This window comes from Halobacillus sp. GSS1 (assembly GCF_017307035.1).
Lineage (GTDB): Bacteria > Bacillota > Bacilli > Bacillales > Halobacillaceae > Halobacillus > Halobacillus litoralis.
The window spans coordinates 217,170-238,899 of record NZ_JAFLHE010000003.1 but is presented as its reverse complement, the minus strand read 5'-3'; the positions used below and the strand labels follow the sequence as shown (position 1 = coordinate 238,899).

At 42.3% G+C, this 21,730-nt stretch carries 21 protein-coding genes; 2 read left to right on the top strand and 19 right to left on the bottom strand.

Features of this window, described 5'->3' with window-relative positions:
* Positions 1-238: 238 nt before the first annotated feature.
* Complete coding sequence (locus tag J0K78_RS09610; RefSeq protein WP_206946483.1) at positions 239-811, top strand: biotin transporter BioY; 573 nt, start codon at positions 239-241, stop codon at positions 809-811.
* 161 nt (positions 812-972) lie between these two features.
* Here J0K78_RS09610 and J0K78_RS09605 read toward each other — a convergent pair whose 3' ends face one another.
* From J0K78_RS09605 to J0K78_RS09575, 7 genes are all read right to left on the bottom strand, one after another.
* Positions 973-2,631, bottom strand: a complete 1,659-nt coding sequence (locus J0K78_RS09605; RefSeq protein WP_206946481.1) for a b(o/a)3-type cytochrome-c oxidase subunit 1 — start codon at positions 2,629-2,631, stop codon at positions 973-975.
* Complete coding sequence (locus J0K78_RS09600) at positions 2,628-3,101, bottom strand: cytochrome c oxidase subunit II (RefSeq protein WP_160910643.1); 474 nt, start codon at positions 3,099-3,101, stop codon at positions 2,628-2,630. The genes J0K78_RS09605 and J0K78_RS09600 overlap by 4 nt, the downstream gene beginning before the upstream one ends.
* A gap of 12 nt (positions 3,102-3,113) precedes the next feature.
* The gene (locus J0K78_RS09595) at positions 3,114-3,233 is read right to left on the bottom strand and encodes a cytochrome C oxidase subunit II (protein ID WP_206946479.1); all 120 of its coding nucleotides are present in this window, start codon (positions 3,231-3,233) and stop codon (positions 3,114-3,116) included.
* Between the two features lie 705 nt (positions 3,234-3,938).
* Positions 3,939-5,276, bottom strand: a complete 1,338-nt coding sequence (locus tag J0K78_RS09590; RefSeq protein ID WP_206946477.1) for a PAS domain-containing sensor histidine kinase — start codon at positions 5,274-5,276, stop codon at positions 3,939-3,941.
* Positions 5,273-5,704: a GAF domain-containing protein gene (locus J0K78_RS09585; RefSeq protein WP_160910640.1), complete on the bottom strand. Its 432-nt coding sequence runs from the start codon at positions 5,702-5,704 to the stop codon at positions 5,273-5,275. The genes J0K78_RS09590 and J0K78_RS09585 overlap by 4 nt, the downstream gene beginning before the upstream one ends.
* 13 nt (positions 5,705-5,717) lie before the next feature.
* On the bottom strand, positions 5,718-6,374 hold the full coding sequence (locus J0K78_RS09580; protein ID WP_160910639.1) for a response regulator transcription factor: 657 nt from the start codon (positions 6,372-6,374) through the stop codon (positions 5,718-5,720).
* A gap of 2 nt (positions 6,375-6,376) precedes the next feature.
* Positions 6,377-6,955, bottom strand: a complete 579-nt coding sequence (locus tag J0K78_RS09575; RefSeq protein WP_206946475.1) for a hypothetical protein — start codon at positions 6,953-6,955, stop codon at positions 6,377-6,379.
* Between the two features lie 144 nt (positions 6,956-7,099).
* On the opposite strand from J0K78_RS09575, the gene J0K78_RS09570 reads away from it, so the two are divergent.
* On the top strand, positions 7,100-7,348 hold the full coding sequence (locus J0K78_RS09570; protein ID WP_206946473.1) for a DNA alkylation repair protein: 249 nt from the start codon (positions 7,100-7,102) through the stop codon (positions 7,346-7,348).
* 28 nt (positions 7,349-7,376) lie between these two features.
* On the opposite strand, the gene J0K78_RS09565 is transcribed toward J0K78_RS09570, so the two are convergent.
* The 12 genes from J0K78_RS09565 to J0K78_RS09510 all read right to left on the bottom strand — a co-directional run bounded on the left by J0K78_RS09565 (position 7,377) and on the right by J0K78_RS09510 (position 21,594).
* Positions 7,377-8,738: a hypothetical protein gene (locus J0K78_RS09565; protein ID WP_206946471.1), complete on the bottom strand. Its 1,362-nt coding sequence runs from the start codon at positions 8,736-8,738 to the stop codon at positions 7,377-7,379.
* Positions 8,735-9,427 carry an ABC transporter ATP-binding protein gene (locus J0K78_RS09560; RefSeq protein WP_206946469.1) on the bottom strand — a complete coding sequence of 231 codons (693 nt, stop codon included), beginning with the start codon at positions 9,425-9,427 and terminating at the stop codon, positions 8,735-8,737. Before J0K78_RS09560 ends, J0K78_RS09565 begins: the two co-directional genes overlap by 4 nt.
* Positions 9,428-9,562: 135 nt before the next feature.
* Complete coding sequence (locus J0K78_RS09555; RefSeq protein ID WP_206946467.1) at positions 9,563-10,171, bottom strand: hypothetical protein; 609 nt, start codon at positions 10,169-10,171, stop codon at positions 9,563-9,565.
* A gap of 9 nt (positions 10,172-10,180) precedes the next feature.
* Positions 10,181-11,368, bottom strand: a complete 1,188-nt coding sequence (locus J0K78_RS09550; RefSeq protein WP_160910633.1) for a ParM/StbA family protein — start codon at positions 11,366-11,368, stop codon at positions 10,181-10,183.
* A gap of 402 nt (positions 11,369-11,770) precedes the next feature.
* Positions 11,771-12,733 (bottom strand): S8 family peptidase, encoded by a 963-nt coding sequence (locus J0K78_RS09545; RefSeq protein ID WP_206946465.1) that lies wholly within the window; start codon positions 12,731-12,733, stop codon positions 11,771-11,773.
* 1,082 nt (positions 12,734-13,815) lie between these two features.
* Positions 13,816-15,177 carry a murein hydrolase activator EnvC family protein gene (locus tag J0K78_RS09540; protein ID WP_206946463.1) on the bottom strand — a complete coding sequence of 454 codons (1,362 nt, stop codon included), beginning with the start codon at positions 15,175-15,177 and terminating at the stop codon, positions 13,816-13,818.
* A 53-nt stretch (positions 15,178-15,230) separates the two neighbouring features.
* On the bottom strand, positions 15,231-16,124 hold the full coding sequence (ftsX, locus tag J0K78_RS09535) for a permease-like cell division protein FtsX (protein WP_206946462.1): 894 nt from the start codon (positions 16,122-16,124) through the stop codon (positions 15,231-15,233).
* A 529-nt stretch (positions 16,125-16,653) separates the two neighbouring features.
* Positions 16,654-16,935, bottom strand: a complete 282-nt coding sequence (locus J0K78_RS09530; RefSeq protein ID WP_206946461.1) for a hypothetical protein — start codon at positions 16,933-16,935, stop codon at positions 16,654-16,656.
* 58 nt (positions 16,936-16,993) lie between these two features.
* Positions 16,994-17,704 carry a cysteate racemase gene (gene cuyB, locus J0K78_RS09525; RefSeq protein ID WP_206946460.1) on the bottom strand — a complete coding sequence of 237 codons (711 nt, stop codon included), beginning with the start codon at positions 17,702-17,704 and terminating at the stop codon, positions 16,994-16,996.
* A 47-nt stretch (positions 17,705-17,751) separates the two neighbouring features.
* Entirely contained in the window at positions 17,752-19,299 is a 1,548-nt protein-coding gene (locus J0K78_RS09520) for a Mur ligase family protein (RefSeq protein ID WP_206946459.1), read from the bottom strand.
* A 134-nt stretch (positions 19,300-19,433) separates the two neighbouring features.
* The gene (locus tag J0K78_RS09515) at positions 19,434-20,624 is read right to left on the bottom strand and encodes a carboxylate--amine ligase (RefSeq protein WP_206946458.1); all 1,191 of its coding nucleotides are present in this window, start codon (positions 20,622-20,624) and stop codon (positions 19,434-19,436) included.
* 805 nt (positions 20,625-21,429) lie between these two features.
* On the bottom strand, positions 21,430-21,594 hold the full coding sequence (locus J0K78_RS09510) for a hypothetical protein (protein WP_206946457.1): 165 nt from the start codon (positions 21,592-21,594) through the stop codon (positions 21,430-21,432).
* Positions 21,595-21,730 lie beyond the last annotated feature (136 nt).

Below are 21,730 nucleotides of genomic sequence, written 5' to 3'. Positions count from 1 at the left end.
TTTACATTACCCTATTCTACCTCATCTCAAATCTTTTTTGTACCACCTTAGAGATAGTTTAAAAACTCTGACACATTTGGACCGTTTATATCAATGAATAGTTAAGTAAAAATGAAGCTCAATACCTATGCTCCCCCCATTTTTCCTATTCTCAAGAAAAATGTTTCGAATTTTCTAATATGCTTACCTGTTTTATGTTAACTTATATGTATAAAGGGTTAACAAAGGAGTGTAAAATATGTCACCAGAAAGTAAGAAATTGAGATTCATTGTAAACGGAGCATTGTTTGCGGCACTGACAGCCATTATGGCTCAAATCGAAATCCCTCTTCCGGTTGTACCCATCAGTGGACAAACATTAGCTGTCGGGCTCACAGCTACCATTCTAGGAAGCAGGCAGGGTGCAGTTGCGATGGTTGGGTATGCAGCTTTAGGGGCTGTCGGACTTCCTGTTTTCGCAGGATTCAGTGGCGGTGCTCAAGTTCTGGCTGGGCCGACTGGTGGTTACATATTCGGCTTTATTGTCACAGCATTCTTCACCGGTTATATCTTAGAGAAAACGTCCTTTAACTTACCTATGGCCATCGTTGCGAATGTGACAGGTATGATTATTACGTTAATATGTGGAACGATCCAGTTAAAGTTTGTTCTTGATATGACCTGGAACCAGGCTCTTGCCGCTGGCGTCTATCCTTTTATCGCTGTCGGACTCATTAAAGCTTTTCTTGCCAGCTGGATTGGCATCATCGTCAGAAAACGACTGATTCAGGCAAGATACATTAAAGAAGACCGGCACCCAGTAGCTTCGTAATTTCATATTTCCTGGGAAATGAAAAGAACGCCGTGAGTAGTCACGACGTTCTCTTTTTATTCCTCCGTTTGTAAATCTACAAGAATAGTACTAACAATAATGAACAACGGGATGCACGCGACTGTAAATGCAAATGCGAATGACATAGTATCCCCCCTCTCCTACCAGGTTTGGAATCTTCCTGAACCCGGTGGTGCATGTTGGATAAGATCCGCTAAAGGAATCGTGTAAGCAACAGCGATGAGTACAAAAGCGATTCCGATCCAAAGCTTCCAGTTTTCCAAAAATCTTGGTGTAGCCGTAGCGTCGCTGGGTGCTAAAGGAAACGATTCTGCTTGATGAGCGTCAGCCTTAGGTGCCACCCACCACAATTGAATGACAATGAATATTAGCAGCGAGGCCGACAAAAAGAGAATAGATCCACCGACAGCCATCGTCACATGATTGGATAAAATACCATCAAACCACGCAAGTGCATCATCATGAGCATATCCTGTATAGGCGGTACGTCTCGGAGCGCCCATCAACCCCAATACATGCTGAGCTGTACTCATGAGAAGCATCCCCACTGACCATGAAATGATTTGAATAAAAGCGAGCTTTTGAAGAGCTTTCGTAAAACGTCTTCCAGTCAAGTACGGGATCAACCAAAACGTCAGACCAAAGAAGGTCATGGCCACAGGTGTCCCGACCGTGATATGAAAGTGGCCCACGACCCATAGTGTGTTGTGGATCACTTCATTCATCTGGAAGCTTGCATTAATGATTCCGCCTGCTCCACCAGGAATAAAGAAAGCCATGGCGATAAAGATAGAGGTGAACCGAACATCCTTCCATGGTAGCTTCCGGAACCATCCAAACAAACCTTTTCCTCCAAGCTCCCTGCCCCGTAACTCAAACGTGGCAAACATAGAGAAGGCTGTCATCAAAGAAGGAATGATGACCATAAACGTCAATACTGTTTGTAGAAACTTCCAAAAACTTGCGATCCCTGGCTCTGTCAACTGATGGTGAAAACCGACAGGAATTGAGAAAAGAATAAACAGAACGAACGATAACCGTACAAGCGAATCACTGAAAACCTTCGTTCCGAGAATTTTCGGTACGATTACATACCATGCCATATACGCAGGAAGTAACCAGAAGTAAACGAGTGGATGACCGAAATACCAGAACAAGGAACGGCTCAATTCGACGTTGATCCCGTCCACCATGCCGAAGGCCCATGGGATAAACTGAAAGAGAACAGATGCTACAACCCCAAGACAGGCGATAACCCACAGAATAATCGTAGCCACCGTCATAAACGCAAATAACGGACTGAGTTCTCCTTTATTTTGTTTTCTCCATACCCGGTAGTGACCGATTAAAGCAAACCCCTGGATCCACGTACCGATGACAAATAAGGCAAGGCCTACATAAAACAGGCCGTGAGCCTGTAAAGGGGCATAAAAGGTATAGAGGACTGAAGCCTGGCCTCCGATCACCATGATGACAACCAGAAGGGTTCCTAATGACGTTACAACAAAGCCAATCCAATTCCAAAAAAGGACTTTAGGACCGAATGACCCAATTGATCGACTCATCCCGGCCTGAAAAAAGGCAAAAATGAAGAATGTCGTGAAAACGATAGCAAGCAATAGTCCATGAGCCGTTAACACTTGGTAATAATCCAGCCACCCAGGCAACGTTAGAGCGTCATTTCTTATAAAGACCTGAAGAAGACCACAAAGTGTCCCAATTAAGAAAGCCGCATAAGCGAAACCTAAGTTCGCAAGAGCCAGTTTCCGTTCTCCCTTTGCTATTTGTCCCATTATCATTGTTCAACCACCTCGATTTCTGTACTCATAAAATGGTGGCCGGATCCACAATACTCATTACAAATGACCAGATACGTACCAGGCTCTTGGAACGTATGCTTTTTATGGTTGATCTCCCCCGGAACCACCATCATGTTCACATTTGTTCCGACGACGGAAAAACTGTGAACGACATCTGAACTTGTAACCGTAAACATGACCTCTTTCCCTGCAGGTACTTGAATTTTTCCAGGGTCGTACCCGAAAGCTTTCCCCACCATTACCACTTCATAGGTACCATCTTCTTTCTCGTGCACCCCCGGCTGATCGAAAGGGGCCGTTTCAGAAACCTTATCGGGATCGATTTTCATATGACCTCCCGAAGGTGTATGTCCCTGATGGAAGGCGCTTACGCCAACGACAGATAAAAAGATAATGAGTGCCGTAATTCCGAAAATAAGCCAGATCTTTTCGTATTTGTGTAAATGCATGCCCTTCCCCTCCTATAACCTCTGGATATATAAAAAGTAGATGCTCACCCACATGACTATAATGATGGCCCCAACGGCCAGAACACTCACAAGGGTCCCCTTTAAATCTGTTTGATCCTCCTGTTTTTTCATAACCATCCCGCCCCTCTCTTCCCTTCATTTGATCTAGTTCTATTGTATCGATCGGATGGGAAATAAAATATCGGGGAATCCCCTCATCTTAAAAAGCAAAATCCCCTATTCCATCTTTTTAAGCTTATTAAAACTGAATTCAACAAACGCTCCCTTTAGTTGAAGGCTCAGTTTCGAGACTTTTGTTGGGTGGAGGGGGCTACGGGGAATAGCTCGCTTTCCGCGGGAGCGCGGTGAGCCTCCTCGGACTGCGTCCTGTGGGGGCTCACCCTGCACTTTTTTTCCCGCAGGAGTCTCGCCATTCCTCTCCGCCCCTTTACCATGGAAGGTTCTCGAAACCACTACTATATGGTCAGCTCGTTTGATTATGAGAAATGGATGATAGAACACCTCCCCCAGCACGGAAAAGCTTGATCCAGAGCGCTTTACACCCCTAACAGTTGGATAGTAGAAGACCTTCCAACTTGGCAAAGGTGTTCGTTTCACTCATACATCGAATGGGGTGGTTGGGAAGCTGCGAGACTCCCGCGGGAAAGCGAGTAGCTTCCCAGCCAACCCTGACGCTCAACCCGGGCAACGAACCCTGGAAAGTCTCGAAACTAAGTCTTCCACAAAACTGCCATAAAGCTGAATAACTCATTTAAATAAGCCGTAATACAAAAACATTAAAGGAAAGAGACATAAAAAAAGAAGCCTGGTTTATTCTCAGGCTTCTAAAGGGATTTTCACTTTGATTGTAGTTCCATTGTTTTCGGCAGATGTGATCGAGAGTGAGCCTCCGACGGCTCGAGCTCTTTCTTCCATGCTGAACAGTCCCACACCTTTATTGGAGCGCCCAACCGTGAACCCGTTTCCTTCATCCGATACCTCAATAAAAAGAACCCCTCTTTCCTCTCTGATTGAAGCCTTCGCTTCCTCTACATCCGCGTATTTCCTTACATTAGTCAGCGCTTCCTGGATGATGCGGTAAATACTTGTTTCCACATCAGGCGATAACCGGCAGCGGACGTCTGACTGAAATGTCACATTCAAACCATATGATTTTTCTAGTCGATTAATAAACGAGCGTAATGCCGGCATTAACCCGAGTTCATCCAAAGCGGACGGCCTGAGTTCCCAGGACATATCCCTTACATTTTGAATCAATTGACTGATGTCTGTATTCATCTGGTCAATTAATGGGTGCGTGTATTCTTTTTCAAGCCTTTGAACAGTAATGAGCAGGCTATATAGCTCTTGGCCAATACCATCATGCAATTCTCTCGATACATGCTTCCGCTCATTTTCCTGCACATCAATGATTTTTGTCATCATATGTTGGAGCTCTTGTTCTACACGCTTGCGCTCCGTGATTTCATTACGTATGGCCAAATATTGATAAGGTTTGCCTTTTTCATCCAGAAAAGGAACAATGGTTGTATCTACCCAGTAAAAGGATCCGTCCTTTGCTTTGTTTCGGATTTCCCCTTTCCATACGGAGCCGGTGCCGATTGTACGCCACAGCTCTTTGAAAAAACCCTTTGAGTGATATCCGGAGTTTAAAATACGGTGGTCCTGCCCAATTAATTCTTCGACATCGTACTTCGATATCTCTGAAAATTTCTTGTTCACATGCCTTATTCTTCCCCTTTTGTCCGTAAGAGCGACAATGGAAGATTCGTCCAACGCATACTTAATATCAAGCAGCTCTTTGAATGGTTCATAACTTTCACGATCAAAGGTACTTCTTTCCGCAAGGTTTTGAATTGTAATATAAAAATAGCGGATACCTGACACGACCGAATCGTGAACAACTAAGAAAACCGGTGAAGGGTTCTCCCCCTTAGGGGTAATGTAATGTTCAAGAAGAACACCTTTTTCACAACTATGTAGATCCTCGAGGGACAGGTAGAGAAACAAATCTTCCAGCACTGCCTCCTCCTGACTCCGTTGAAACAAAACCTCTGAACGACCATTGAAAGACGTAACAACGCCGTCTTCTCTTACAATCAAAAATCCTTCCTTTCGGCCAGGAAGAATAGGTGAGAGCGTTTCTTTTTTCATTCCACCGCCTCCCTTTCTTGAAAATAAGCTTGTATAGTAGATGCCGACCGGTCACACAACTTCTTGTCTGGTAAAGGGTGGGATGAACGATAGGCGATGAAAAGAACGGCGCCAAAAAGAGAAGGGGTGATGACCGGGATGGCTACAAAAGCACGAATTCTCTCAGATAATACAATGGGATACTCTCTGAGCGGCAGAGGCAGATCTTCAACATTTTCACATCTAAAAACTGTGCCTGTTTGTAATACCCTGCCTGCTACCCCTTTCCCGTACATGACACTCATTCGCTTATACCGTTCATTTACCGGGCGATCAGCATACGTCCACCTGATTCCCTTAGAAGGTGAATGAAACTCGGCAATAGCAACTAAGGATGCATCTGTATCTGCAGAAACTTTTGCACATAATTCTTCTAATGATCGCCTCACACGTTCAGCCCCTTTATAGAGAATATCCAAGCAGCCCTTTCTTCCATGCATACTCTACCAACTCAGGCCGGGTTTTAAGTTGTAATTTTTCCATCACATGCGCCTTATGAGCTTCGACCGTTTTAACACTGATGACCAGCTTTTCAGCGATATCCTTATTAGCGAACCCTTTCGCAACTAACGCCAACACTTCCCGCTCTCTGTCCGTCAGTAAACGGTAAGAGTCAGACGTTTTACCATTTTTCAGTGTGTTCATATAGTCTTCCATCAACCGCTTTGTGGCTGATGGATAAAGGTAAGCATCCCCTTCCGCTACTTGGCGGATGGCTTTTAAGAGTTCTTCATGAGGGGCATTCTTTAAAATACACCCGGAGGCGCCAAGTTCAATCGCCCGAAACAAATACTCTTCATCATCATGCATCGTTAAAATAAGGATATGTGTATCAGGGAATTGTTTCTTTATTTCTGAAGTCGCTGATAAACCGTCTTTTCCGTGCGGCATCGACAAATCCATCAAGACGACGTTCGGATGTTTTTCCTCTACTTGAGCAAAAGCTTCATCCCCTTCTGAAGCTTCACCTGCGACTTCAAAGTCATCCACCGCATTCAAAAGCATCCGTAATCCAGAACGGACGACGGCATGGTCATCCACGATTACAATGGAGATCATCCTCATTCCCCCCTCTTCTTGAAATAGATCCAGAACCACTGCCCTGACCTTTGTTCGATTTTTAATTCCATACCTGTTCTTTTCTGTATAAGACGCAGAAAACCCTTTTCATCCACTTCGATCCGGTCATGGGGAGACAGGAATTGGAAGGTTACCGACTCCTCTTCCATATGAATGTCGATCGTATCTGTATCTGCATTCTCAACAATCAAAAGGATGGTTTGTTGAATCAACCGGAATAAAATCCGATGATCTATAGAAAATGAGCTTCTTTCAGTCACAAGTCTTACCGTTACACCAAAACGATTTTCTATTTCTTTACTAAATTGCTTTATCGCAGGAACCACACCCCTTTTAGCAAGAGATAGAGGGGTGGACTCATTCGATTTACTTCTCATATCATCAATGATGTGAGTTAGTAAAAGCGCAGATTTTGATGAGCTTCCCTCCTGGTCCATTTGATGGAGCAGTCCTGTTAAAAGGTGACTATACCTTTCATGCAGATCATATGATAAATCATATAACATCGTTTCATACATATGGATGATTTCATCCGCTGGAATTTTCATTGTCTCCTTCATCCTATTCCACCTCAATCACACGTAATCTTAGTATCATCATACCTTCAAAAGGACAGAACGGATATTAGGGCATTCCCTGATTTTTAGGGGGCCTGTTCATAATTCTTGAAAACATGGGAAACGTAAAAATGGAGGTGGACAAACATGCAGCCTTATCTATGTCCCAACTGTAAAACGAATCGTTCTCGTTTTAATTTGATCGAACAGGAAGCGAAAGCTGTAAAAATGAACCCAAGAACAGGTGAACAAGATGAGGGTTACTCCTCAGAAAACATGGACCCTTTTCATATGTCCTACAAAGGTCCTCATGTAAAAGTCCAATGCGGAGCTTGCGGATTAATTGAAGATGAAAAATCTTTTATTGCGTTCGCAGAGCATAACCGCTTGGATTGATCCTCTGTTATGAATCAGAGGATCTTTTTTATGAAATGATTGCTTTTCGAATCCATCTTCCCTGCTTTAAAACAACAAGCGGAACTCCGATTAAGAACAAAGGGTGATAGACACCGGCCCCCAGGAATATCAAACCTGCCACTCTTCTCCAATCTTCACGGTAGAAGTTTTCTTTTTGGACCATCATCAAGCGTTCGCTAATCACCCGTCGAAGGTCTACATATACGAACAAGAGGATGGCGATCCATTGCATTCCCATCACCACCAATGATTCACCAAGAAGGATTTGGACACTGCCAAAGGAGATGAACAAAGGCAGGAACCCGACATACGCCCATTTCACATAGCTGTTCTTACAGCTATCCTCCTCCAGCGGCAGGGAATGGAAAACATTTTCCACATCAGAAAAAAGTCCCCCAGCTACTTCATGGTAAACAACAATTGCTATAGGAAGCGTAAACACTAACATCCAATCGACCCTCAGCGGAATTACAAGAATAATCAAACAGACAGTCGGGACCGTTTTCCAGATTATATCTGCAGACTTTTGAAGATACCCGGTCCATATCCGTCCATACAGATGCTGTACAGAATAATGGCGCCCTCTCTTCTTTCTCCAAATCGACTTGGTGATCCCGAATCTTTTTGGTGGCTTAATATTCACCTCAGTGAAATAGCCGACCAACCACATATTCCACACGTGCGCATCATTAATATCAATGACTCTCCCCCAGTCCACCTCTTCTTTACGTATGATAATTACTAAAACCAGCACGGATAAGCCTAAGTAGAGGAACGGGGTAGGAAAGCCCAGTAAAAATAAAATGGACAAAGCTGCGCTGAATAAGAAAACGCTCATTTTATAAACGGAAGACATGGAAAACAGTTTCCACTGCATCCATAAAGACAATGGATAACTTAAAAGTAGAAGGGATAACCATAGAGCGGCAGATTCCCACGACATTAAGATAAGTGCAAATGGTAGAGGGACAACCATGATAATCAGGAGTTGAAAGATGTTCTTTTCTAAAAACAAATAGGTGAGCATCCACTTTCTTGAGTGAGGCAAGAAACTTAGCTGAAGTTCTGAAGATGTAAAACGGAGACCAGGATCTGTAAAAGAAGTAACAGACGCACTAATGATTGCCAAAAAAGGAAGAAAGAAAGCGTAAGGACCTATGAACGTCCCCCTTCCATCTAAAAGAGGGATTAACTGTTGCAGCCACTCATAACCGATGAACAAACAAAAAATGACGAACAATCCACTATAAAAAACCATGACGGGATCAACAATCATATGGTAGGTCTGTTTATACAGATCGAACTTCTTCTTCCTTCTTTTCTTTCTCAGCCATTTATACACTGAATATGTCGTCATAGGCTCCATCATGTCGACCTTCTTTCCAACTCGTGAAATTCCGACACATCCCCTGAAGAAGAGACCTCCCCCTCGACCAGCATGACATAGCGGTCGGCAAGTTCAGACACCTTTTCCAGTTGATGAGTGGTCAATACGATACTGGCTCCCTGAGTTTTTTTTCTTACTAACTCTTCCTCAAGAAAGTGCCCTGCATAAACATCGAGGCCCATGAACGGCTCATCTATGAATAAGACAGGAACATCAGGGAGGAGAGCACAAATCGTCTGGACTTTCTGCCTCATCCCTTTGGATAATGCTTCTGGGTATTCATCCAGCTTGTCCTCCAATTCAAACCCTTTTGTATAAGTTCGCACACGGTTCTCAAAGACGTCTTCAGGAACCGAATAACTCTTTTGATAAAGTTTAAAATGATGATAGACAGTTAATTCGTTGAACAAAAGCGGTTCTTCAGGTATGTATGTAAAATTCCTCTTATACGCTTTGTAGTGCTTATCCTGATCATTTCCAGTTATAGATAAAGTACCAGAAAGTTTATCCCGCGAGCCGATCATCGTTTTCATCAATGTTGATTTTCCAGCCCCATTATGACCGACCAATGCCACAATTTCTTTTCTTCTCACATGAAAACTGACATCCTTCAATATTCTTTCTTTCTGGATATCGACACTGCAGTTTTTGACTTCCAGTACCATTTCCATACCAACACCTCCGACTGTTTGGGTACATATACGATCAAAGCCGGGTAATCGTTTCAAATTTTATCCAAATAAATAGACCTTTGGGAATTTATCCAATAAAAATAAGCCCTCTCCGCTTATACGAGGGGCTTATGATCATTTATTCATTCTGGATAAAAAGTCACCAAGCAGATCATCGTCATCTTCTTCCTGAACCTCTTCATCTCGTTGTTCCTGAAAATCAGCTTGGAGATTGTCCAAATCCAAATCATCCAGGTCATCATCTCCATCCAAATCGAGTGGGGTTTCAGGCAACACAGCTTTTTCCTTCTCAGGTTCAACCTCTGTTGGAAACTCTACTTCCTGAGGTTCTTCCTGTGTAGCCGCCTCTTCTTGAAGATATAGTGCATCATCAATGTGATAGGCATTGCTGTTTAGCGATGCAAGTAAAGTTGTTGCTCTGACAGGGTCCATCATAAGTTGATAAAGGATGCTGCCGATGAGAGCTTCTGAGTGCTCGTGCTTAATCCAACTTTTCTGCTCTTTCGTAAGTGCTTTCGGGAGTGGGATGGTTACGGTTTCCTTGTCTTTCGTTAAGGACTGATTGACGCCCTCAAGGACAAACTGAGCAATCTTACTTGAAAAATTTCTTCGTTCCTTCTCTTTTAACTGGGACAGCTGTTTTAATAAATGATCAGGTGTGTCCGAGGGGACCCGGAACGTAATCGACTGGCCCCTCTCCACACTTTTTCTAGAAGAACTCATCTAATCACCTTACTTAGAAGATCCAGCTTTTTGTTCTACTTTTTTATTAGACTTGTCTTCTAACTTCGAATTCTTACGAATGTAGTCAGAAATGAGCTTATAATAAGCATTGGCCATCATCCAGATGCTCTCATTCTCATCCTCAAAGAATTCAATGTTAAAGCCATCCAGTTTATTATTCAATGTCTTAATATAATCTTTCAAGACAGCAGAACCGCCACCTACGAAATAGCAGATTTCGGACTGGGAATTTTTCTGCCAGACATTTCTTAAATAGCGATATTGTTTTTTCGCCAGTTCAAGCAGAATGCGGTCCGTAATGTCGTGGACATTTGTACGGCTTCCTCGAACCATAATGTGATGGCGATCATTCTTGCGCGTAATGATATCGACAACATCACGGCGACTGTCCAATTCTACTCCGTGCTTCGTAAGAATTTCGTCACGAATCATCTCCAAGGACTCAGATACTCCCAGGTTGAATCCCTGAGCTTTGTCATCATCCACGTTACGGTTTCTAATAACAGCGATATCCGTAGAAAGACCACCAATGTCCTGGATCAGAATTTGTTTATCTACTAACTCTTTATTAATAATGTTCAAATCATTGTCCATGACAAGGTTCACATAAGCAGCAAATCCTTCTGGATAAACTTTGACCTCATCAAACTTGATGTTCACTTTCATCCCTTGATACTTAGGTGTGACTAAAAATTCAACCTGGTGTACTGAACCAAGAAGTTGAGAGCGGTAGCCCACATCCTTGCCTTCTTTTACTTCACGTAAAGGTAAACCTGTACCAAGTGTATAGTTTGCTTCGATCACATTGTTTTTTGCTGATTGCGCATCTTTTCCAGTAACAGCATCCATAGCAAGAGATGCAAACAGCATAATCAATGTTTGATCTTCTTCTGATTTATAACTTCCAGGATCCAACTCCGCAGAGTTTGTCGTTTTCGTAGCTAAATTCCCTACACGATAGATAGCATTGTTCTCCCGTAAAGCAGGGGAATGCACTCGAATATGTAGATTATCGAGTGGATCCTTATCATCTAAGTCTTCAATCCCAATAACTGGACGGTCCTCAAGGTCTCTAGCGACCACGTTAGGAATATATAGAGAAGATTCCAATTTTCCAAAGTTCGCCTTCACGGCATCGTTACCAACATCAACAGCTGCAATTCTAGAGTTCGTCATTACACAGCTCTCCTTTTCTTTTGCTAGATTTGACCTCACCTTCCTTTAAATCTATTAAACAATCAGAAAATAGTCAATGCGCCTTTTTACGTGTTCATAATTGTGTACTTGCCTTTATTTTTGTATACATGCACACAATGTCGCACACATGTTTATATGACAGTATGTGTACATGTTTGAGTACATGAACACATAATTGTAAACATATTGTATTCAACTTTGTTTACAAATAAACATTATTGTACACTTGTATTCATAATTGTACACATATGATTTTCCAACATAAATATACACTGTTTGACACAAAATCACGGACTTAGTTTATTGCCGTTTTTCTATAAGATGGGCTTGGATTACATAAAAAAAAGAGAGGTTTAAAACCTCTCTCTTCAGATCATAAGATTACGTGATATAGGTACTGAATAATTTTTCTAATTTCTTTGTTAATGACAAGGTCATCAGGCCGTTTCCTTCAGCGACTTTAGAATAGCCCAATGGCGTTGTCCGTTTGATGAGCTGTGAAAAAATTTCTGCTTCGGTCATCTTCCTCTGAAATTGTTTTTCTACTAAAGGGATGATTAAAGAAAGACCACCAGAAACATGGGGAGTTGCCATGGATGTGCCTGATAATCGGGCATATTTACCTTCAAGATAGGTAGAGAGGATGTTAACTCCAGGAGCCACAAGATCAATTTGGTCATTCGTGTTTGTAAATGAGGCTAGGCGACGTGATTCATTTACAGCTCCCACTTGGATGACTTCATTATAGGCACCAGGATAAGCATATTCCATCGTATCTTCACGTCCATCACCTTCATTACCTGCTGCACATACAACAGAAATCCCTTCAGAAACAGCATTCAAAATCGAATTCTTAAGGTCTGGTGTATCATCAGGTCCTCCAAGGGACATGGAGATCACTCGAACACGCTCGTTGTTTTCCCCTCTCCATTGAACAGCATAGTCAATGGCTTCTGTAATCCACTGATATTGCCCACTCCCCTCCTCTGAGAGCACCTTAAGGATAAGTAACTTCGCCTGAGGTGCAACGCCAACAACACCTTTGCCATCTTCTTTTGCAGCAATGGTACCTGCAACGTGAGTCCCGTGACCATTATTGTCCTCAAAATTTTCAGGATCTCCATCATGATCATCCGTAAAGTTGCGACCTCCGATTACTTGCCCTTGTAAGTCTGGATGATTACACTGACAGCCTGTATCAATAACAGCTACCACGCTGCCCTTCCCCTGGTCCGTCTCATCCCATAAACTTTGAGCCTCCACCATATGCACACCTTTGGGGACCTCATTAGTCGTGTCCAGAATTGCATCCATTCTGTAAGGAATCAGCTTCATTCTATTCATCCTCTTCCTCCTTCATATATATACGATAAACTGGAAGACTGGTCATGAAGAATGATCTTCTTTAATTATAACACCGAACGTATGTTACGGTCATGATATCAAAAAAAAGAGGACTAATATACGATATTTCGTAATCTATAATGAACAATTGTTCTTAATAATACTTGTTATATAACATTTGTGCAGTATAATAGAGTAGATTAATTCTTTATAAAGAACAAAAGACCTAGTAAGGGAGACCTCTTCATGATAAAAAAGTTGTGCACTCGATGTCATAGATCCTCATTCAGCAGTAGTAGTAATGGAACATGGCATTGTCCACTATGCAACGAAGACCTCACACATTCAGCTCCTCTTCCCATACACACCAGAGATTCTAACTCACACAAAAAAACGGTGATTCAAACGTATATTAAATATAAGTCAACCTTATGAAGTAAGACGCTGGCTTTCTCACTCTTATCCGCCAGCTTTCTACTTCATGCTTTAATATCTCATACCAACTAGAAAAAATCATAGAAAGCTTGAAGAGAAGAAGAACTGCGGATAAAATATCCGGTCAAACTTAAAATAGTTATGCACATGTGAATAACTCATTAGAAAAAAAGCACACCATATTAGCTATAAACAAGATTTCCACGAAACTACCACCTTTGAAATTCATGAGGTTCAACTTGTGCTTCCTGTGTCTTCAGGAAGCAAGAAAACCTGTCTTAAGGTGTTAAAATGATGAACAAATCAGTTTAGTTAACCTTAGGACATGGTAACACAGCTCTTACAGCTCACAGGGGCTAGAGAGGAATGGTAACAGGTATTGAACTTAGATTAGGGGAAGATATTCCTTAGAAGCTACTTTTCATCATACATTTCCTGTAACGCATGAAACTCGTTCCATGGATACACTAATTAACTGGGAGCAGATCTAATTTTCCATCCATCGAATAGATTCCTGCTGTACCTACATAGATTCTCTTTTGAATAAATCCATGATCAACGATTCAGGAAATTTGTTAAGGGTAGACATACAAAAGACCGATGGAAAATCCTAAGGATTCTCCATCGGTCTTTCTTACGCTTTATTTTTATGGCAAGTATTTACGCGGGTTTACGGAATTAGAACGTGCTCCGTTCCAGCTGCCTTCATGGATCTCAAAGTGCAGATGCTGTCCGGTCGAAGCCCCTGTAGTACCCATGTTCCCAAGGAACTGACCTCTAGAAACAGACTGTCCTGCAGAAACGGCAGGCGTACTTCTCATATGAGCATATACCGTCGTGAACGTTTGTCCATTCATACGGTGTGAGATCATAACCACATTTCCGTAGCTTGATGAATAATTGGCACGGATGACTGTTCCATCCGCTGCGGCGCTAATTGGAATCGTACCTCCGGCAGCCAAATCAATTCCAGAGTGCAACTTTGGAACACCTGTAATTGGATGGATACGGTTACGGTCGAATTCAGATGTGACTGGAGCACTCGCCGGCCAACTGAATAAGGATCCACTATTGGAAGAGGATGACTCGTTGGACGAGCTTGTGTTTGAAGTTGATTTAGAACTAGAACTTGAGTCACTGCTGCTTGTGTTTGAAACACTCGCTTCCTTCTCAGCAGCTGCTTTTTCAGCGGCCGCTTTTTCGGCTGCTCTCCTTCTAGCTTCTTCTTCCGCTTTACGTTTTCTCTCACGTTCACGTTCAATTTCTTTCTGGATGGCAGCTTCCTGCGCAGCAAGTGTATCCTGCTCTTCTTCAATATCCATTACATGGTTATGCGCAAGTTCTTCGTCTCGTTCAAGACTCTCCATCAATTCATTTTTCTTTTGCTTCTTCTGATCGAGTCCCTGTTTCAACGCTTCTAATTCTTGGAGCTTATCCTCAAGAGAAGCTAATTCTTCTTCAACTTGTGCTTTTTTCTTTTCAACTTCTTCTTTATCGGCTTTATGCTGCTCCAAAATTTCTTTATCCTGTGTAGCGATGGTGTTCAGGCTCATGACACGCTCTAAAAAGTTTCCGAAACTTTCAGCGCCCATAAGAACATCCAGGTAATCAATCGCTCCACCGTTTTGGTGCATGGATTTAACGCGATCCTTTAAAAGTTCATCTCGTTCAGCAATTCTTTTTTCAAGCTCTGCAATATCAGCTTTTAATTGCTCGATGTTTTCTCTCGTTGTGGCAATTTCCTTCTCTTTCGTTTCGATCTTATTCATCGCTTCCATCACTTGCTTGTCCAACTGTGCGATTTCTGCGTTGACTTTTTCCTGCTGTTGTTTAAGCTTTTCAATTTCTTCCTGCTTTTCTTGTTTCTCTTTTTCAATTTCTTCCTGCTTGGAACGGTTCTCCTCTAATTTCTCCTTATTTGTTTCTGCGTTAACTGTTTGAGAATAGAGTGGAAAACCGGATAGAATAAGACTGACGGTCAGAGTGGCTACTAAAACTCTCAACTTCAAACTTTCTTCCTCCCCCGAATCCTTACCTGTTTATTTTTGGCAGTTCAATAGATTTATACTTTCAAATACTTACGAATGGACGTAAAGCTTCCCCATAAACCGATGACAATCCCCATCAGTATCAATAGTGCGGATACTTTCAGCACGAATGGATAGACGGGCAACAATTCAATGAACAATGTTGGGTATCTTGTAGTCACTTCTGTATAAAGGTAATCATACCCAAACACAACGATGGCAATTGGAATGAGTGAACCAAGAAGACCAATCAGCAAGCCTTCAAAAAGGAAAGGCCAGCGGATAAACCAATTTGTCGCTCCGACCATTTTCATGATTTCAATTTCTTTCTTACGAGCAACAATTGTAATGCGAATCGTATTTGCAATTAAAAACATGGCAGTGAATAGGAGACCAGCGATAATCGCAAGGCCTACATTACGAGCCACATCCATAACACTAAAGAGACGCTGAACGGTTTCTTTGGCGTATTCAACTTTGGCTACACTATTAAAGTCATTTATCGTCTGTGCCACTGTTATTGTATCTTCAGGTTCAGCTGTTTTGACGATGTAAACATCATTCAGAGGGTTTTCATCCTTCAAGGATTCAAATACTTCTCCATCATCGCCGAGACTGTCGATCAGTTTATCCAACCCTTCTTCTTTGGATTGGAACTTTACTGATGAAACAGCTGACACCTCTTCGATTTTGTCTTTTAAGGCTTCACGACTCTCATCTTCCGCCGTGACATCTATAAAGACGCGAACTTCTACGTCTTCTTCAATCTGTGATGCAAAATCATTTAAATTCAATAGCAGTGTGGCAAAAACTCCAACAAGCAACAAGGTTACTGTCACAGCTGAAATAGAGGCTATTGACATCCACCTGTTTCTAGCTAGGCTTTTAACCCCTTCTTTTCCGTGGCGACCAAATGTCTTAAATTTCATAGTGCTGGTCACCCCGTGTTAACCGTTCAATCTCTCTACTGTATAGAACGGTATCCCTCAGAACATAAGGTGCTGGACTGCGGTGATGCAGATCGAACAATTTATATCACTTCCTACTAAACTCTCATTTTGTGAATCTATGTTGTCTGTTGTATGTACTTTAAGTCGTCTGTTGCATTTTCCTACCTCATTATATCAAAGATATTCGCTAAATAAAGACAAATTATTATTACATTTATGTTTCAAATCATAACAAAACACACGTATGTTTGACTTTTCCTTCGACAAAATACACATACGAAAAGAAATCTGATGGTTATAAAGTTGTAGGTTTATAGAACCAAACACAATAGTTTTTCTTTGATTGTGCGGGGGCCATTCTTATATTGAAAACATTACTATTTTCACACCTGCTTATCTAAGTTCAAAATATTGAAACTGTGTACACTTCCATGGGGGATACAGCTAACTCTGACCCCAAAAATAGACAAAAAAATAAGACAATCCTTTTAGAATTGTCTTATTGTGCTTAGTTTTTCATTTTCTTCAGGATTTCCAACTCACGTTTGAGCCGGATATTTTCTTGACGTATGGAGTCCAAACTTTCAGGTTTTCTATGCATCGGTGATAAATGGACTTCATACCAAGATTTCTTTAATGCATCGTTGACTTCACTCGTTCTTCTAATAATGGCTGAAGGATAATGAGACATCAAATCTGATACTTCTTTTTCAGAAAGCCTTAATTCTCTGAAGGTAATCCCCTCTTTGAAGGAATCTGACAAAAATTTCTCAAACTCGCTTTTGGACATGATCTGCCCCCTCCTGAATAATGGTTCTTGTTACAAATATAAGAAGGAGGGACACTTTTCATGACTTTTGATAAACAGTTTCTTTTACGACTACGTTTGCGACGACTTCCATAGGATCGATCAGCGGAACAGGCAGGTGATAAGGCTTTAATACGAGACCGATCTCTGTACAGCCTGAAATAATCAACTCTGCCCCATTGTCAAAGAGTTCCTGGGATGCTTCTTTTAGTAGTTGAAGGGGTTCCCCATCCGTATTCCCACTTTTAATCCCGTTTTCACCGTAAATGGCACGCATCACTTTTTCATTTTGTGTATAGGGTGTAGGATTAATCACTTCCAGATGATCGAAATACTTCTTGAATAGTCCAGTTTCCAAAGTACCGGTTGTGGCAAGCACTCCAATTTTATGAACAGCTGGATAGTGTTCCTGAATGAATTTCTTCAATTCCAAGAAAGCATTCAATAATGGGAACGACACGAACTTCTGAACTTCTTCGATGAAATAGTGTGCGGTCATACAAGGAATACACGCAACATCCACTTCGAGTTTTTCTAAATTTTTAGCCGCGTGGACCATTTCAGGAACAGGGTTTTCCCCTTTTCCTGAAATGGCTTCAGTGCGGTCCGGAATCTTCGCATTGCTGTCTATGATCACTCGATAATGCTCTTGATCTTTACTTGCATTCGTCGCTCTTATGATCTTCATATAACATTCGGCCGTTGCTTCAGGTCCCATTCCCCCGAGTATGCCGATAATTTTATCATTCACTGTTATGCCTCCTAACGAAAGACCGGGCTCTTGCTGTATCGGTTTAATCAGAGGATTCCTGCTACTCTGTTTTTCAATGGCTTGAACAATTTCTCTTCATCCATTCCCGGACGTGTCTTGTTCAACTGCTCCAAGGCGATTTTTGCTCCTGGGTCCATCCCCTGGCATCCTGCTAACAAGACAACATCGTCTTTTTCAGCTTCTGAGAGCGCATGGTGGATAGCATCATCCAACTCTTTATACAAGTCTACATGAATGCCTGCTTCCTCCATCATTTCCTGAAAGACACGCAGCTCTTCTTCGGTCACCCGGTCTTTTTCATCCACATGCGATTGGCTGAGGGTCGCAATTACTTCAGTCAGCCCCAACTTAGGCGCCCATTCCACAATCGCTTTTGCATTTTCTCTATTGACTGTAACTCCACGACTTCCACGAATTGCGTAGACGAGCTTAAGGCTTGAATAATCCATTTGCTGCAAAGTGTTCAAGGTGACGTTGATATTTCCATAGTTGGCAAAATGGTCGTCCAAAATTTTAATATCATCCTCAAACACCATTTCAAAGCGTCTCTCTACACCACCGAAGCTTTTGAGTCCGGCTTGAATGGTTGAAACCGGTATCTCATTCAACAACCCTGCAGCAATGGCTACCATCGAATTATAAACGGAGTGATATCCCGGCGTCGAAAGCTCAATAGAGAACTCCTGCGGCTCATATGTTGTACCTTCAACAGTAAATGGCTTACGGATTTCAACCGTGAATTTCGCGCGGCCTGTGGTAAGATCAAGGTCTTTACATACCAGGTCGCCATCACCTGTTTCTACACTGAATGTGAGCAAATTGGCTTTCGTTTCGTCGATCAACGACGCAGAATAAGGGTCATCAAGGTTCAGGATAGCCCATTTATCTTCACCCGCATTGCGAATGAGGCTTGCTTTACAATTGAAGTATTCTTCAAAAGACCCATGCAGGTCGATATGCTCCCGGCTGATATTGTTTAATGTAACAATATCAAAGTCCACACTACCCACTCTGCTTAAATCCAGCGCTGAGGAGGAAACTTCCATTGTCACATGGGACACATCCTGGTCTCTCATTTGGGCAAAATAATGATGCAGGTCGAGTGACTCCGGTGTCGTAAGTTTTGTAGGCTCGGAGTAGTCACCGAACTTGACCACGACTGTTCCGATCAAGCCTGTTTTAAGTCCATGCTCTTCGAGAATAGCATTCGTCATAAATGAAGTGGACGTTTTCCCATTAGTCGCTGTAATTCCAATCGTTTTCATAGCATTTGAAGGATGATTATAAAATGCATCACTCAGGGCAGCCAGAGCACGACGGCTATCTTTAACCTGATATTGTGGAAGGTCATCCCACCCGGACTGATAATCCTCGACCACAATGGCAGCCGCTCCATTTTTCACTGCTTCCGCCACATAACGGTGTCCATCTGTCTTGAAGCCTTTAATACAGACAAACACATCCCCCTGTTCTACATTTCTTGAATTGTATGCGAGTCCTCGGACGTCCAGGTCCCTGTCATTCCATGACTCCAGTATATGGATGAATGATAATAATTCTTTCAATTTAGCCATTCTTATCTACCTTCCCTGCATTGTATTAGCCTGTTCAATGGAATTCAATTTCGTTCCGTCCATATTGTTCGTTTATTGGTTAGCATTTCCTACTGTCCGCTATCTGTATTCTCAGCAGCATGACGAAAAAAAGGTTACCTGTTTTTCTTTGTTACTTTATTTACAACGAGATTCGCCAACTTCTTCCCAAAGGAGAATGCTGGTTTTGGATCTTTCGGGTCCCAGATAGCATGAGCTTTCGGTCTGAAATAAGATTTCAAAACCTTTTGGGGAGAGAGTTGTCCTGTTTTGATGTATTCTCTGACTGCCAGAAGGTCCTCATAGGCATACCAGAAAACGAGATTCTGATCCTCTTCCACTGCTTTCGGCTCCACCGGGTCCCCGATCAACTCTTTGTAAGTGATATAAGGGATGTTGATGCCCGTTTTTTGTAATAGATGGTTCAAATTCGTAATACGAACATTAATTTCAATCAAATAGTACCGGCCGGTTTCAGCGTCTTTTTTGAATTCTATTTCCGCGAAACCTTTATATCCGATTCCTTCTAAAAACTTCGCCCCCAGTTCATAGAGCTCCGGCACATATTTTTGCTGAGTGTAAACAGATGCCCCGTAATTCACTGGAAATTGACGAAGTTTTTGGCAGGTCACCCAATGCGTAACTTTAGAATTTTGATCCAGATATGCATCAAACGTGTACATATGGTCATCAAAACCTGGAATAATGCGCTGGACGATGACTTCTATATTCGCTTCTTTTGCTTGCTCCACTTTTTCTATTAACTCTTCTTTATTATGAACCTTAAAAAGCTTCCTTCTGAACTTGGATACAAAAGCTGGTGAATCCACCGGCTTTACGAGGCAAGGGTATTGGATTTCCTCTTCCACTCTTTGCACAAGTTTCTCATCATCTACTTGAACCGTTTCCGGAACAGCCACTCCATGCTGCGATGCCAGTGTGTGAAGAGTGCCTTTGTCCATTATCTTAGTATATAACCCTTGTTCCGTTTGAGGAATAAGGAAATATTCCCTTAATTCCGGCAGATATTCATCCACGAATTCCACATATGGATCGGCTGTCGGAATCAGTACAGGAGCAGCATCCTGCTTTTTGGCATAGTCGATCAAGAAAGTCTTCAAACCTTCTGGATCTTCCTTATAGTGGGGCCCGATCAATGCTTCTGAACAATATTTGGACTCAAGTCCGTAGGCACCTTCCCAGTCATAGTCCACTGCTGCAACATGGACATCATGAATACCCAAACATCTAATCGTACTCAGCCCAATATAATAGTTCGCTCCTAGAACAACCGCTTTATTCGCCATGAGATATCCCCTTTTCCATCTGTTGAATTGTACTAAAAAATATATAGAACACGTATTTGTTTTAGTTGGAAGCTTTCTTTATGTAAACATATCTATTTTACCACAAACAGGTACCTAACAAAACGTAAACCCCTCTACCAAAGACAACCCTTGCCCCAGCAATACTTTAAGTTGATAAAGTATATGGCAGGATTGTGGAAGACTCAGTTTCGAGATGTTTTCGGGGTCGTTGCCCGGTTAAGAGTCAGGGATGGCTGGGAAGCTACTCGCTTTCCTGTGGGGGAGCGCCGAGCTTCCTCGGACTGCGTCCTGCGGGATCTCGCCTATCTCCTTCTCCCACGGGAGTCTCGCAGCTTCCCAACCACCCCATCAGATGAAGGGGCTAACGAACCCCTTTCCCAAGGGGATGGTATCCTGCTACCTCGATTGTTGTAACCATAAAACGCTCTGTATCAAGCTTTCAGGGTTCAAGTGTCTCTGCATGGGAGTTTATAATGATACTCCATCAAACGGAATAGATGATGATTCGGGAAGTGGTTTCGAGATACTTCTATGGCAAAGGGGCGGAGGGGAATGGCGAGACTCCTGCGGGAAAAGAGTGCTTAGTGAGACCCCACAGGACGCAGTCCGAGGAGGCTCACCGCTCTCCCGCGGAAAGCGAGCTATTCCCCGCAGCCCCCATCCACCCAGCAAAAGTCTCGAAACTGAGTCTTCAACTAAAGGGAGCTTATCTGTCATGTGGTTTTAGTTCTGTCCAAAAAGAAAGTGGCTCCTTTTTATCCAGGGCCACTTCTTGTTAAAGCACTTATTTGAATGTCTGGTGGCTGAAATCAACATCAGCTGGAACTTGATCTTGCTGGATTGTAGGGTGCTGGATTTTCTTAAAGCGACGGGCAACTTTATCAATGGCATATAATATAAGGAACGTAAGCAGAACGGTTAGAGACAACATATAAAGAGATGTAAGCATAAGCTGTAATCCCCTTTCCCTTTTATATTTTCAGGTAGGAACAAACATAACCTCACCTATGGTTCAGCCCGTTTATTCGCCTTTATTTTATTAAATCCTAGTATATAATACCAAATTATACACTGAAGTAAATATA

Bases quoted from the DNA above. Each gene is read 5' to 3' on its own strand.
- J0K78_RS09610 (WP_206946483.1), top strand. From the start codon at position 239: ATGTCACCAGAAAGTAAGAAATTGAGATTCATTGTAAACGGAGCATTG.
- J0K78_RS09605 (WP_206946481.1), bottom strand. From the start codon at position 2,631: ATGATAATGGGACAAATAGCAAAGGGAGAACGGAAACTGGCTCTTGCG.
- J0K78_RS09600 (WP_160910643.1), bottom strand. From the start codon at position 3,101: ATGCATTTACACAAATACGAAAAGATCTGGCTTATTTTCGGAATTACG.
- J0K78_RS09595 (WP_206946479.1), bottom strand. From the start codon at position 3,233: ATGAAAAAACAGGAGGATCAAACAGATTTAAAGGGGACCCTTGTGAGT.
- J0K78_RS09590 (WP_206946477.1), bottom strand. From the start codon at position 5,276: ATGAAAAAAGAAACGCTCTCACCTATTCTTCCTGGCCGAAAGGAAGGA.
- J0K78_RS09580 (WP_160910639.1), bottom strand. From the start codon at position 6,374: ATGATCTCCATTGTAATCGTGGATGACCATGCCGTCGTCCGTTCTGGA.
- J0K78_RS09575 (WP_206946475.1), bottom strand. From the start codon at position 6,955: ATGAAGGAGACAATGAAAATTCCAGCGGATGAAATCATCCATATGTAT.
- J0K78_RS09570 (WP_206946473.1), top strand. From the start codon at position 7,100: ATGCAGCCTTATCTATGTCCCAACTGTAAAACGAATCGTTCTCGTTTT.
- J0K78_RS09565 (WP_206946471.1), bottom strand. From the start codon at position 8,738: ATGATGGAGCCTATGACGACATATTCAGTGTATAAATGGCTGAGAAAG.
- J0K78_RS09560 (WP_206946469.1), bottom strand. From the start codon at position 9,427: ATGGAAATGGTACTGGAAGTCAAAAACTGCAGTGTCGATATCCAGAAA.
- J0K78_RS09555 (WP_206946467.1), bottom strand. From the start codon at position 10,171: ATGAGTTCTTCTAGAAAAAGTGTGGAGAGGGGCCAGTCGATTACGTTC.
- J0K78_RS09550 (WP_160910633.1), bottom strand. From the start codon at position 11,368: ATGACGAACTCTAGAATTGCAGCTGTTGATGTTGGTAACGATGCCGTG.
- J0K78_RS09545 (WP_206946465.1), bottom strand. From the start codon at position 12,733: ATGAATAGAATGAAGCTGATTCCTTACAGAATGGATGCAATTCTGGAC.
- ftsX (WP_206946462.1), bottom strand. From the start codon at position 16,124: ATGAAATTTAAGACATTTGGTCGCCACGGAAAAGAAGGGGTTAAAAGC.
- J0K78_RS09530 (WP_206946461.1), bottom strand. From the start codon at position 16,935: ATGTCCAAAAGCGAGTTTGAGAAATTTTTGTCAGATTCCTTCAAAGAG.
- J0K78_RS09520 (WP_206946459.1), bottom strand. From the start codon at position 19,299: ATGGCTAAATTGAAAGAATTATTATCATTCATCCATATACTGGAGTCA.
- J0K78_RS09515 (WP_206946458.1), bottom strand. From the start codon at position 20,624: ATGGCGAATAAAGCGGTTGTTCTAGGAGCGAACTATTATATTGGGCTG.
- J0K78_RS09510 (WP_206946457.1), bottom strand. From the start codon at position 21,594: ATGCTTACATCTCTTTATATGTTGTCTCTAACCGTTCTGCTTACGTTC.